Source organism: Streptomyces sp. UG1 (genome assembly GCF_049974585.1).
GTDB lineage: Bacteria > Actinomycetota > Actinomycetes > Streptomycetales > Streptomycetaceae > Streptomyces.
Genome location: NZ_JBNGGG010000028.1, coordinates 65,236 through 77,653, shown reverse-complemented (window position 1 = coordinate 77,653; position 12,418 = coordinate 65,236). Strand labels below are relative to the sequence as shown.

Annotated in this window: 13 protein-coding genes and 2 pseudogenes; 8 read left to right on the top strand and 7 right to left on the bottom strand. The window is 68.7% G+C overall.

Annotated elements, in window-relative coordinates; translation table 11 throughout:
• Together ACP4J3_RS29190 and ACP4J3_RS29185 are read right to left on the bottom strand one after the other, a co-directional pair.
• On the bottom strand, nt 1–207 hold the full coding sequence (locus ACP4J3_RS29190) for an MbtH family protein (protein ID WP_426539039.1): 207 nt from the start codon (nt 205–207) through the stop codon (nt 1–3).
• A gap of 2 nt (nt 208–209) precedes the next feature.
• A complete protein-coding gene (locus tag ACP4J3_RS29185; protein WP_426539038.1) occupies nt 210–1,622 on the bottom strand; it encodes an MFS transporter in 1,413 nt (470 codons plus the stop codon).
• 259 nt (nt 1,623–1,881) lie between these two features.
• Between ACP4J3_RS29185 and ACP4J3_RS29180 the strand changes: the two genes are divergently transcribed.
• Nucleotides 1,882–2,697 (top strand): SAM-dependent methyltransferase, encoded by an 816-nt coding sequence (locus tag ACP4J3_RS29180; protein WP_426539037.1) that lies wholly within the window; start codon nt 1,882–1,884, stop codon nt 2,695–2,697.
• Between the two features lie 46 nt (nt 2,698–2,743).
• On the opposite strand, the gene ACP4J3_RS29175 is transcribed toward ACP4J3_RS29180, so the two are convergent.
• Nucleotides 2,744–3,655, bottom strand: coding sequence for a helix-turn-helix domain-containing protein (locus ACP4J3_RS29175; protein WP_426539036.1), 912 nt, complete (start codon nt 3,653–3,655; stop codon nt 2,744–2,746).
• A 240-nt stretch (nt 3,656–3,895) separates the two neighbouring features.
• The gene (locus ACP4J3_RS29170; protein WP_426539035.1) at nt 3,896–4,126 is read right to left on the bottom strand and encodes a DUF397 domain-containing protein; all 231 of its coding nucleotides are present in this window, start codon (nt 4,124–4,126) and stop codon (nt 3,896–3,898) included.
• 198 nt (nt 4,127–4,324) lie between these two features.
• On the opposite strand from ACP4J3_RS29170, the gene ACP4J3_RS29165 reads away from it, so the two are divergent.
• Nucleotides 4,325–4,879, top strand: a complete 555-nt coding sequence (locus ACP4J3_RS29165; RefSeq protein ID WP_426539034.1) for an ATP-binding protein — start codon at nt 4,325–4,327, stop codon at nt 4,877–4,879.
• 1,087 nt (nt 4,880–5,966) lie between these two features.
• On the opposite strand, the gene ACP4J3_RS29160 is transcribed toward ACP4J3_RS29165, so the two are convergent.
• Entirely contained in the window at nt 5,967–6,212 is a 246-nt protein-coding gene (locus ACP4J3_RS29160) for a hypothetical protein (RefSeq protein ID WP_426539096.1), read from the bottom strand.
• Nucleotides 6,213–6,268: 56 nt separating this feature from the next.
• Between ACP4J3_RS29160 and ACP4J3_RS29155 the strand changes: the two are divergent.
• A pseudogene (locus ACP4J3_RS29155) lies at nt 6,269–6,349 on the top strand (short-chain dehydrogenase); the annotation flags it as partial.
• Nucleotide 6,350: 1 nt separating this feature from the next.
• Nucleotides 6,351–7,115, top strand: a pseudogene (locus tag ACP4J3_RS29150) (IS5 family transposase); the annotation flags it as partial.
• Nucleotides 7,116–7,130: 15 nt separating this feature from the next.
• Here the strand turns inward: ACP4J3_RS29150 and ACP4J3_RS29145 are convergent.
• Complete coding sequence (locus ACP4J3_RS29145) at nt 7,131–7,604, bottom strand: rhodanese-like domain-containing protein (RefSeq protein ID WP_426539033.1); 474 nt, start codon at nt 7,602–7,604, stop codon at nt 7,131–7,133.
• A gap of 94 nt (nt 7,605–7,698) precedes the next feature.
• Here ACP4J3_RS29145 and ACP4J3_RS29140 point away from each other — a divergent pair, with 94 nt between their 5' ends.
• The 4 genes from ACP4J3_RS29140 (at nt 7,699) to ACP4J3_RS29125 (ending at nt 11,337) form a co-directional block, all read left to right on the top strand.
• Nucleotides 7,699–8,181: an Lrp/AsnC family transcriptional regulator gene (locus ACP4J3_RS29140; RefSeq protein ID WP_426539032.1), complete on the top strand. Its 483-nt coding sequence runs from the start codon at nt 7,699–7,701 to the stop codon at nt 8,179–8,181.
• Nucleotides 8,182–8,498: 317 nt separating this feature from the next.
• Nucleotides 8,499–9,320 carry a hypothetical protein gene (locus tag ACP4J3_RS29135; protein ID WP_426539031.1) on the top strand — a complete coding sequence of 274 codons (822 nt, stop codon included), beginning with the start codon at nt 8,499–8,501 and terminating at the stop codon, nt 9,318–9,320.
• A 1,343-nt stretch (nt 9,321–10,663) separates the two neighbouring features.
• Nucleotides 10,664–10,927 (top strand): CopG family transcriptional regulator, encoded by a 264-nt coding sequence (locus tag ACP4J3_RS29130; protein WP_426539030.1) that lies wholly within the window; start codon nt 10,664–10,666, stop codon nt 10,925–10,927.
• Nucleotides 10,924–11,337: a PIN domain-containing protein gene (locus tag ACP4J3_RS29125; RefSeq protein WP_426539029.1), complete on the top strand. Its 414-nt coding sequence runs from the start codon at nt 10,924–10,926 to the stop codon at nt 11,335–11,337. The genes ACP4J3_RS29130 and ACP4J3_RS29125 overlap by 4 nt, the downstream gene beginning before the upstream one ends.
• A gap of 221 nt (nt 11,338–11,558) precedes the next feature.
• On the opposite strand, the gene ACP4J3_RS29120 is transcribed toward ACP4J3_RS29125, so the two are convergent.
• Complete coding sequence (locus ACP4J3_RS29120; RefSeq protein WP_426539028.1) at nt 11,559–11,741, bottom strand: hypothetical protein; 183 nt, start codon at nt 11,739–11,741, stop codon at nt 11,559–11,561.
• Nucleotides 11,742–12,418: the final 677 nt, after the last annotated feature.

Sequence of the window (12,418 nt, the reverse complement as noted above, 5' to 3'; positions counted from 1 at the left end):
TCAGGCATCTGCGCCCGTGCGGGTGGGGCGTATGTCCGTCCAGTGCTCCTCGACGAAGGCGAGGCATTCGGCACGGCTGCTCGCGGTCAGCGCCACATCCCACCCGTCCGGCACCGCGATCGCCTCGGGCCACAGTGAGTGCTGGCCCTGCGCGTTGGTGAGCACGAGATAGGTGCCGTTCTCGTCCTCGAAGGGATTGGTGGTCATGCTCAGCCCTCCACGAGTTCTCTGTTCTCGGGGTTGTCGTCCGTGGTGTCGGTGGTGGCGTCGGGCAGCAGCGAGTCGATGTCGCGCACCGTGCGCCGGGACATGCCGACCACCGCGACGGTGATGCCGCACAGTCCCGCGATCAGCAGCATGGCGGCCATGCCGCTGCCCGGCCCGTCGCCCAGGAGCGGCCCGAGCACGACGAAGATCCCGGCGCCGTCGGCGGCCCGCGGTTCGAAGACATGGTCGGCGAGCGGGCCGGAGACCGCCGTGGCCAGCGGGACGGAGATCTGCGACAGGAACATCACCGCGCCGAAGACCCGGCCGTGCCACGCCTGGTCCACCTTGGTCTGCACGATCGCCTGCATCGTGCCGTTGATCATCGGCATCAGCGCCGCGCCCACGAGAATGGCCGCGCACCAGCCGACCACCCCGCCCGCCAGCGCCATCGCCACCTGGGCGGACAGGCACATGCCGATGATGCCGAGCAGCATGCCCCGGGCCCGGTTCTTCGGCCCGCTCCAGGCCGCCATCAGCAGCCCGCCCGCGACCCCGCCCACACCGATCGCGGTGTTGACGCTCGCCAGCGCCGACGTCTCGCCCCCCGACCGGGCCAGCACCATCGGCTGTACGGCGGCGAAGCCGAAGACCATGACGAGGTTGACGAAGCAGAACGCCAGCATCAGGTCGCGCAGGCTCGGAGACCGGAACAGGAACCGCATCCCCTCGACGGCCTCGGCGACCAGCTTCCCCCGCGCCCCGCCCTTGGCCTTCGCCGTGCCACCGCCGTCCCCCCGCAGCCGTACGACGCGGATCGCGGCCAGCGCGAGAGCGAAGCTCACCAGGTCGGCGACCAGGATGAAGCCGAGCCCGGAGAACGCCACCAGGAGCCCGCCCAGCGCCGGACCGCCGACGTCCGCCGTGCTCTTGGCGCTCGCCAACAGGCTGTTCGCACGCTGCAGCTGCCTCTTGTCCACCAGCAGCGGCACGGCGGCGCCCAGCGCCGGGAACTGGAACGCGGCGGCGCAGCCGAGCAGCATCACCGCGCCGTACACCTCCCAGGTGCGCAGCCCGCCGGTGAAGTGCAGCACGCCGAGCAGCGCCACGATCAGCAGCCCGCCGCCGTCCGCGAGCTGGAGCGCCGTACGCCGCTTGATCCGGTCGACGAAGGCCCCGGCGAGCGGGCTCAGCAGCACCTGGGGGAGCAGCGCGCACAGCGAGAGCGTGGTGAGCGCGGTGGCCCGGCCGGTGGCCGACCAGGTCTCGAAGACGAAGGCGAACCGCAGGACGGAATTGCCGACCAGGGATATCGCCTGGCCGCTCCAGACGAGCATGAAGGGACCCATGCCGGTGAACCGGCCGGTCGTTCCCCCGTCGTGCGCGGTGTCGTCCTGCGAGCGCGCCGCATCGGCCACGTGCATACCCCCGTCGAATGTGGCTTCCGATCGAGAACCCTAGTTCGATACGGAGCGCCGCACAGCCGAACCGGAAGGTCGCACCGTCACCTCGTAGGCACCTACGAACAATTGACGACACAACGGCATCCGAGATGTCCCCGCAAGGGTGGCATTCGCCCGCTGGTTGACCGATGGACTGGCTCCACCAACTGCCCCCTCCCTAGGATGTGTTGTCGGCGAGGTGATCTCCTCGGCCGTCCTGCCCCTGGGGGAAGCCATGGAGCCTGGAAAGCTGTCCACGTCGATCGATGCCACGGTCCCGACGGCCGCGCGCATGTACGACCACTACCTCGGAGGCAAGGACAACTACGCCTCGGACCGAGCCGCCTGCGAAGAGCTGGACAAGGTCGTCCCCAGCACCCGCGCCCTCGCGCTGAACAACCGGCGCTTCCTCCAGCGCGTGGTCGGCACCCTCGCCGGCGAGTACGGCATCCGGCAGTTCCTCGACCACGGCTCCGGCCTGCCCACCCAGAACAACGTCCACCAGGTCGCCCAGGCCGTCGACCCGTCCTCGCGCGTGGTGTACGTCGACAACGACCCGATGGTCCTGGTCCACGGCCGCGCCCTGCTGGACCAGAACGACAACACCGCCGTCATCCACGCCGACATGCGCGACACCGACGGCATCTTCTCCCACGCCGACACCGAGCGCCTGATCGACTTCTCGCAGCCGGTGGCCGTGCTGTTCAACTCGGTGTTCCACTGCATCCCGGACAGCGACACCGACGGCCCGCTCGCCGTGGCCCGCCGGGTGCGCGAACGCCTCGCGCCCGGCAGCTACATGGTGATGTGCCAGCTCGTCAGCGAGGATCCCGAGGTCCGCGACTTCGTCACCAACTTCATGGACCAGGTGACGCAGGGGCACTGGGGCCGGGTGCGCCAGGAGAAGGACGTCGACGAGTACTTCGAGGGACTTCAGATCCTGGAGCCCGGCCTGGTGGAGGTCTCCACCTGGCGCCCCGACACCGAGGTGGCGCCGCGTCAGCTCACGATGGAGTGGATCGAGTACGGGGGTGTGGGGCGGGTGCCGTAGGGCTGCGGCCCCGGACCTTCAGGAGTGGACCTTCGGGAGTGGACCTTCAGCAGTACCGCTGCATCGTCTCGCGCAGTCGCTCCAGGGACTCGCGCGGGTTGAGGGCCTCGTCACCCAGCCGGTCCAGGGCGAGGCGGTACTCCTCGGTCTCGTCGCGGTCCTCCAGGAAGGCCGCGCTCTTGATGTGCTCCAGGTAGACGATGTCGGGCAGATCGATGCCGCCGAACCGGAGATAGGTGATCGGCATGGCCGGCGCCGAGGCGTTGGTCGCGTCCAGCGGCACGATCTGCACGGTCACGTGCGGCCGCTGGGCCATCTCCACGAGGTGCTCGAGCTGGGCTCGCATCACCTCACGGCTGCCCAGGACGCGCAGCAGCACCGACTCGTCCATGATCGCCCACAGCCGGGGCGCGTCGGGCCGGTGCAGCAGCTCGCGCCGGCGCGTCCGCAGCTCCACCCGCCGCAGCACCTCGCGGGACGGAGCCGTCGGCAGCCCGCGCTCCACGATGGCGCGGGTGTAGGCGTCGGTCTGCAACAGGCCCGGAACGTACTGCAGTTCAAAGGTACGGATGGCCGTCGCCGCCTCCTGCAGCCCGACCAGCCGGTCGAACCACTCCGGCATCAGCCGCTTGTCGTAACGCTGCCACCACCCCGGCTCACCGGCCCGCCGCAGCAACTGCAGCAGCAGCGAGGCCTCGTACTCCTCGGCCTGATAGTGCTCCAGCAGCTTGCGGACGTCGGCCTCCGTGGGCGGCCGACGGCTCTTGCCCGCCTCGATGCGCGACAGCTTCGCCGGACTGAACCCGACAGCGCGGGCCGCCTGGTCCTGGGACAGGCCGAAGTCCTCCCGGATGCCCGCCAACTGGACGCCGACCAGCATCTTCAGCAGGGTCGGCGCGGGCTCGGTCCGCTCCAGATAGGGTTCCAGGCGGGAGATGCGAGGAAACTCGGCGGACATCCTGACTCCCCGTAGACCGGCATACGACAGACCGCATTATCGCATCCCGCTGCCGCATGCCGCCGAAACCGCAAGAAGTGGAAGGCTCAACTTCCGCTTGCGGGAAGGCTTGCGGGAACGCTTGCGGAAGGCTTGCGGAAGGTGTTTCGCCCGCCCGTGGTCGGTCGTGTGGTGTGTTCGTTGTTCCCGGGCAGGCGGACGGCTCGCACGGGGCGGGCCGCCGCCGGCCACGGGTTCGGCTCACACCAGGTGGTCGAACTCCCCGTCCTTGGCGCCCGCCAGGAAGGCCGAGATCTCGGCCGGGGTGTAGACGAGGGCCGGGCCATCGGGGTGACGGGAGTTGCGCATCGCGACACTGCCGTCGCCGAGGGAGGCCACCTCGACGCAGTTGCCCTCGGCATTGCTGTGCCGGCTCTTGATCCAGCGGACGTCCAACGAGCTTGCCCGTACGCCGTTCTGTGCTGTTGGCACTGCACTCTCCTTGCTCACGTTCCGTCACGCGTACGCCCCGGCACCGCACCGGTCCCGGACCGCACCACGCGCTCTGTGTCGACACCGCTCGCGCAATTTCCCGTGAAATTGCACGGAGACGCCGTCGGCGTGGATAATAGCCCTTGGCGTCAAGAGCGGCGCGGACGACCCGTCCTGACCATGTATCAGGGAGACGTTGTGTCCTTACCTGCGTACGAAGGGCTCCGACTGCCCAGCAGCCCCGCGTCCTCAGCGGGGCCGACCGCGACGCAGCAGGCGCACGCTTCCGGTTCGCCCCGGGCCGCCGGGCCCGAACTCCCGCTCACCCCGCCGCGCTCCGCCGTCCTGCCCCTCGCGGGCGCCGAACGGGGCTGCGGCCAGGCCCGCGACTTCGTCCGGCGCACCCTGGAGAGCTGGGAACTGGGCCACTGCGGCCCCGACGCCCTCATGGTGGTCACCGAACTGCTCGCCAACGCCGTACTGCACGCCGTACCGCACCCCGCGGCCCGCCGCGCCCCCGCTGAGGCCGAGATCTGGCTCCGCCTCAGCATCCGCCGCCCCGCCCACCTGGTCTGCGCGGTCACCGACCCGAGCGACCATCCACCGGTGTATCCGCACGCCGGCGACCCCTTCGAGGAGCACGGCCGCGGACTGCGCATCATCGACGCCTTGTCCGAACACTGGGGCTGGACGAGAAGACACCCCACGGGCAAAACGGTGTGGGCGATGCTCCCCACCGCGGATCACTCCTGACCTCGTGGTGTAACACAGCCGTCTTTCCCTGGCGCAGAACTGAATGGAAGCGGGCCACCCCGCAATGGCCGAATCCCGGCACTGTAGGGTGATCCGTCGTCTTGTCCCCAGTAACGCGTCAGATCGGATTTCTCGTGAACACCGACCCGGTCCCGGTCCTCGGACATCAGACATACGACCGGCACACACCTTCACGACGGACACGGAAATTCCACGAGTCGTCCTCAATTACGGTCCTTCGGCCGTCTTCCGGTATTCCCAACGGAAGGGCGGAACAGTGACTCGCACACCCGCCGAAAACGTTCCCCTGCCGATTTATGAAGATCTCGTGCGCGAGCGCGGAGATGTCGTGGCGGAGGCCCAAATAGCAGCGGCACACACCCAGAACCAGGCAGCGGAACTACTCAGCGACGAGGACGCGGCCCACCGGAACAGAAAGCCGGGACAGCCTCCCCACCCCCAGGCCGGATAGCCGCCGCCACGACGGAACATCCGGGGGCGGTGGGGGCAGGCCCGGCCCTCCGAGTCACCGAGAGGACCACCGTGACCTCTCGCTTACCGCACCCCGACCGTCCGGCCGCCCCCTCTCCAGGCGCCGCTTCACCCACCTCGCGGCCCTCGCCCTCACGGCCGGAGCCGGCACACTTCCCCTCGCCACACCGGCCGGCGCCGCCACGCCGGACGCCCAGGCGTACGACGACCGCGCCCGCGCACTGGCCGGCGACGACCAGGTGCTCCTCACCCTCGTGAGGACCCTGCCCCCCGGCGCCGTAGTACCCCGCCCACCCCGCGCCGGAGCCGCTTCGGCTCTTCGACAACGTGGCGTGCTGAGCGCGGGCTGGGTCTCCGCGACGGCCGTACTGACGGACGACGGCATCGTTCGCGGAGCTCGTCCAGGCACTCCTGAGGCAGGCTCATCGAGGCGGCGGCAGCACGCACCTCTTCCGGAACGGCCGGCTCGGTGCTGAGTCGTCGCGACCGGCCGGCCGGCCTCGAACGCCGTCCCGGCCGCCGGCGTGTGGAACGCACTCCAACGGCTGCCGTTCCCGAAGAGACACGTCTCGGCACCCATCGGCCGGCCCGATCGTTACGGCGTGGAGAACAGGCCGGGCCCCGGAGGCGTGGGGCCGTCGGCGCGGACGCCGTTGGTGACCCGTAGGAACTCCAGCTTTTCCGCGTCGGCGGAACCCGCGGCCACCGTGTAGACGACGAGGCGGATGTCGCAGCCTGGGACGGTGAGCACGTCGCAGTCGCAGATCACCTCACCCACCTGGGGGTGTACGACGGTCTTGCGGGCCGAGACGTGCGGGCCGACCGTGCCCTCGTCCCACAGGCGGGCGAACTCCGCGCTGGTGGACCGCAGTTCCTCTACGAGGTTGGTCAGGCCGCACAGGAGCCAACAAGTCCCTCGGGTACGAGACCGCCCGCCGCTTGATCCAGGCCGGCCACACCGTCCTCATCGGCGCTCGTGTTCTGGTTACGCACGGGGATTCCGTGGCGGGATCTGCCCACCCGGTTCGGCAAGTGGCAGACGGCGTATGACCGCCATCGCAGGTGGGCGGCGGACGGAACTGGGGAGAAGATCCTGCGGCGCCTTCAGACCGGCGCCGACGCGGAGGGACGGATCGACTGGTCCATGGTCGGTATGGACTCGACCGTCTGCCGTGCTCACCAGCATGCGGCCGGCGCCCGCAAACGTGCCCCACGAGTCCCGGGCAAGCGAGCCCGCCCCGCCTGGCACCGCGCGGATGAGGCTCCGGGGCGATCCCGAGGCAGCCTGACGACGAAGATCCATCTGGCCAGTGAGGGAGGTCGGCGACCACTGTCCTTGCTGATCACCCCAGGCCGGTGGGGTGACGGCCCGCAGCTTATTCCCGCTCTTGAACGGCTACGCGTGCCGAGACCTGCTGGCGGGCACCCGCGTACCCGCCCCGACTGCCTGAGTGCCGACAAGGCGTACTCGTCGCGCCGCAACCGTCGTTACTTGGGTCGACGTCAGATCCGACACGCCATCCCCGAGCGTCGCGACCAGCGGACCCACCGCCGCAACCGCGGCAGCGCGGGCGGCAGGCCCGCCGGCTTCAACCGGGATTTGTACGCGCGCAGGAACGAAGTTGAGCGGACAGTCAATGCCCTCGAGGACTTCCGGGCTGTGGCAACCAGGTATGACAAGAGAGCCTACGTGTTTCACGGCACTGTCACCGTCGCCGCGCTCCGCCTCTGGTCGCGGGCGTAACTCGCCGGAGAGTCCCTAGCAAGCGCAGTGGGCGGACCCGGCCGGCGCCGTCAACGGGTCGGCAGCCCGCCGCTCAACGCCGTTCGCCCCCTCGACGGGGAGCCCTTCGCGGATCCAGTACTCGATCCCGCCGATCATCTCCTTGACCCGGTAACCGAGCCGAGCGAGAGCGAGTGCCGCACGGGTCGCGCCGTCGCAGCCGGGCCCCCAGCAGTACGTGACGATCGGAACCGCCGGATCCAACAGGCTCGCGGCGCGCTCCGGAATCTCGGCGGTGGGCAGGTGCACCGCACCCCGCACATGCGCCTGCGCCCACGCGGCGTCTCCCCGTGAGTCGACGAGCACAAAGCCCGGCTCGCCGGACTCCAACGAGGCATGGACATCGGACACATCCGCCTGGAAGGCGAGGCGTGAGCGGAAGAAAGCGGCCGCCTCGGCGGGTGCCGCCGGCGGCACCCGAAGGGCGGCGCTGATCCGGGTCGTGGTCATGCCCTGGACGCTATGCTCCCCGCCCCTTTCCCCAGAACCCGTGATCCACGGTCCTGCTCGCCCTTCGCCGTGGACTCCGTGGTATCTATCGGCCATGGCCGCTGATTCCCTTGACACCACCGATATACGCCTCCTGGAAGCCCTGCAACGCAACGGGCGCGCCAGCTATGCCGAATTGGCCCGTAGCGTCTCCATGTCACCAAGCGCCGTCACGGAACGCGTCCGTCGGCTGGAGGACAGCGGCGTCGTCTCCGGCTACTCCGCCGTCGTGAGCTCCGAGGCCCTGGGGCTCGACATCCTGGCTTTCGTCCGCCTCCGGTACCCCACGGGCAACTACAAGCCATTCCACGACCTGCTCGACACCACACCCGAGATCGTGGAGGCCCACCATGTAACGGGCGAGGACTGCTTCGTCCTCAAGGTCGTCGCTCGCTCGATGCGCGACCTGGAACGCACCACGGGCCGCATCGCCGCTCTGGGCTCCGTCACCACGAGCGTCGTCTACTCCAGCCCGCTTCCAAGCCGCTCGGTAACGGCGGTCGTGGCCCAGGGGCCGCCCGGCGGGCACGGTGACTGACCCATCAGACAGGCCCTAGGTCTGCCACCGTCGAACTGTCCGCGCCTGTCCCGCATGACGCGACACACCACGGCGCCGCATCGTGTGTGTCCGACGGCCGCTGTCGTCCGGCCCGCAGTGAGACGGGTACGCATGTCCCACTTCCCTCCGCGGACGTGGACAGGACGGTGGAGGATTCTGCGGTCCCGCCGGCAGCGGAGAGGCGGACGCTTTCCCCGTCCGGCGCACCAGACCCCTACGCACGGTGCGTGATTCGAACGTAGATCTCCCCCGATGACCCCGGTCACGGTGACCGACCCACTGGGCAACACCACCGCATGAGCCGGACGGTGGACGGCAAGCTCGCCCGACGCACCGGCCCGGACGGAGCCGTCGAGTCCTGGAAGTGGGACGGCGAAGGCAATCTGATCCGCCATACCGATCCCGTCGGCGGCGTCACTGAGTACGAGTACACGCACTTCGACCTTCTCGAAGCCCGCACCGAACCGGACGGCACCCGGCACGAGTTCCGCTACGACACCGAACTCCGGCTGCGCCAGGTCACCAACCCCCAGGGCCTGACCTGGGGCTACGAGTACGATCCCAGCGGCCTCGTCACCACCGAACGCGACTTCGACGGCCGCCTCCTTGTCTACGCTCACGACGAAGCCGGGCGCCTGCGACAGCGGGCGAACTCGATGGGCCAGACCGCCTCCTACAAACGGGACCTGCTCGGCCGCGTCACCGTCAAGAACGCCGACGGTGACGAAACCCGCTACACCTACGACCTCGCAGGCCGCCTCGTCGCCGCCGCGACACCGGAGTCCGAACTCGTCCTGCAGCGCGACCGCATGGGCAGGCCGCGTACCAAGATGTACGAAGGCCGAATCCTCACTCTGGACCGCGACCCGCTCGGCCGGCCGGTGCGCCGAGTCACTCCCTCCGGCGCTGTCACCACCTACGCATACGACGCCGCAGGCAACCGCGTAGGCCTCGGCATCGACGGCCACACCCTCGACTTCGCCTTCGACGCCGCCGGACGTGAAATCGGGCGCCATGTCGACACGGCGCTGACCTGGGCCAACCAGTGGGACCCCGCCGGACGCCTTCTCACTCGGCTAGGCGCCCTGACCTGGGGCTTCACGGCGCCGAACCGATGAATTCCCATTTGTCCGATCCCATGGAATCGCTCCGTGTGGGACATGCGTGGGACGAACGTGAGCATGCGGAGTTCCTGTGAGAGACGCCCCTCTCCTCACCTGCGTGTTTGCAGCCAAGACGGCGAGAAGCGCACCCGGCGCAGCAGGCCGTTTCACTTTTCTGGGTCGGAGTTCGCATCGGCGCGCTCAGGGGTCATTACTGCAGCCTGCCTGGACCGGCCGATGTTCCGGCTGGAGCTGATGGCGCAGGTTAACCCCTGGATCAGCTGGGGCGGTTCATGACAGAGCATGCCTTCGGCAAGTACCTGCTGACGGTGGCGGGCGGAAACGATCCTTACGCACGGGAGCTCGCGCGGCAGGCCGGAGAACGACGCCGAGCAACTCTCCAAGCTGTTACGGACAGCCGTACTGGAGGGAGAACCGCTGACGTTCGATCGGCTGAAGCAGGAGTTTGTTCCCTCCTTGTTCGTGCCACCTAAGGGACGTACGAAAGCCGCACCCGTGCCACGCTGGGAGGATCGGGTCGGTGCGGAGTCCGCCCTACTCGATCGCGTACCGCACTGCGTTCACGAGGGCCATGCGCTTGTGTCTCTGGGTCTCGGCGGCTGCGATCGTACCGTCCTGTTTCAGTCGCAGAGCTTGCAGCACCGCCCGCATTACGACCGGGTCCATCAGGTCGACCAAGGGGCGTGAGGCCCTCTCCACCCAGCGCAGAGTAAGCCGCACGTCGGCGGGCGCCATGCGCGGCTCCGGCCGGGGCACGACGAAGGCCCAGTCCCGCGCGCAGCGCCTGCCGCAGCAACTCATCGTTGGGGCGGCCTCGTACGTTCCGGAGCATCGCCTGAGTGATCGCGCACAGCGCATCGTCGGTCTCGTTGCGGGTCTTCGCCGCGACCTGCGGCCAGCGCATCTCCAGATAGTCGAGCGCAAAGTCATACCAGCTGGCGGAGACCGAACCGTGGCCTGTCCCAGCCGAGGCCGACTCGTCAGCGGTGCACTGCCGAACGGCCCGGACCAGCGTGGCACCGAGTTCGTCGGCCAGCGCCCTGACGTCTGGCACACCGCCCTCGGAGCTGTCTCTGACAGCCCGCGTCGCAATCACAGTCCTGCCACCACGTCTCCGTCTGGGGACACCGCCTGTTTGCGATACCGAACTCCTCATGGTGTCCACCGCCTCTCTGACCAGGTGAACGCTTCCGGTTCAGGTGGCAGTGGCGCCCTCGGAGCCCTTGCTGCGCACGGCAGGTATCGCACGAGCACTCGACAAAGCGAGCCATAGGGGCACCTCTCTACCAGGTCGATCTCCGACACCCGCGGAGAGGATGACGGGTAGGATGAGTAGCATGAGTGAGCCTACCGGCAAGTACTCGATCACTATGCCGCGCGACATCGCCGAAGCCGCCAAGGCCCGCAGCGGCCCCTCCGGGCTGTCCGCCTACGTGGCCGCCGCGGTAGCTCGCCAGATCGAACGCGACAATCTCAACGAACTCATCCAGGTCGCCGAGGCCGAGCACGGGCCCATCACGGACGAGGAGATCCAGGCTCTGCGCGACCAGCTCCACCACGCACGCCAGGAGCAGACACGAGACGGGTCGAACGCCGCGTGACCCGCTCTCCCGCCGTCCCCGGTGGCACCCTGGTCCTGGACAGCGAAGGGCTGGCCAAGGCCGTGCTACGCGATCGCACAGTCACCGGCTGGCTCGCCCTCGCACGCGCCGACGACCTGCGAGTGATCACCTCTGCGGCAACCCTCGTCGAGGTGGTCCATCCTCGGATCAAACGGCCGGCCCTGGAGTGGACACTGTCTCGTCTCGTCGTCGAACCGGTGACCGAGCCCATCGCCCGCCATGCCGCCGCACTCCTCGCTGACGCCGGGCTGCACGGCCACAAGTACGCCATCGACGCCATGCTCAGCGCCACCGCCCTCGCCGCCCCCGGTCCGACGACGGTTCTCACCTCAGACCCCGAGGATCTAACCACCCTGTGCGGCTCTCGCATCACCGTCATCAAGGTCTAGGCATCGACTCTCACCCGCGGTACCGATCCCCGTTGACACTCCCCACCGCAGGGCCGCCAACCGCAGAGCCATTCCGATCTGGAGCATGGCGGTAGCCACCCCTAAGGCCCAAACATGTCCTTTATAGTGACTCAGAGCGCGAACGAACTCGACGCCAGCCAGGGAAAGTTCAGAATTGAGCAGCGTCTGCCCAATTCTCGCCCCGGAGCCTGAATGTGAGCTCACTCCTTCTTCCTTACCTTCAGCGCCTCGGATCGAGCCATCAATTTCTCCGCGAACTCATCCCAGTCGGGGCCGAAACTCAGGAGGTCCGCCCCGGCTTTCCCCAGGATTTCGGCGTCGTCAGGCCGCTGCAGGCACAGCAGGCGGAAAGCCAGATTGCGCGCCCAGACCGGGAGTGCCATCCAGTCTTCGGACAGGGATTCATGCAACGAACCTGCCCGGTGCGGTGCTACCCGCCTGGTACGAGCGGTACGGGCATGAGTCGACAGCGCAAGGGCGGGCCGTGCGCGCATACGCCGACGGATTGTTCCGCCATCTTGAGGAAGCGCGGCGCGTATTGGCTCCCGGCGGCTCGGCCACGTACGCCGTCGCGAACAGCGTGCGCTCTGGCAAGGTGTTCGAACTGGCCTCCGCAGTAGCGGAGCTCATGCGGATAGTCGGCTTCGAAGACGTCCAGGTGCGGACTCGGGCGCAGCGCGGTCGACGTATCCTCCCGGCCGGGAGGGATCGGGTGACCGGACGCATCGCCCGGGGCCCTGCTCCTGCCGGGGTCCGCGAATACATGGTCTCGGCCGTGGCGCCATGACGAGGCAAGAGAACCAGGCACCTGCGCGACAAGCCCCAACGACCCGCACTGGTTGGCAGACACCGGAGGTGAGTGTCCTCACGGGAGATGCACGCACCCGCACGCTGGCCACGTGTAGCCGTATTACAGGATCAGGTGCGCCGAGACTCCGCTGAGGTCAGCCCCGGTGCAGTGGCCGCGTCAGGCCAAGGGGCGCGGAGGCGGATCGTCTGGCATGCCTTAGGCGCCTTCGCCCTCTTGGCCGTTCTTGCGGCCGCGTTCACTTGTGCCGGA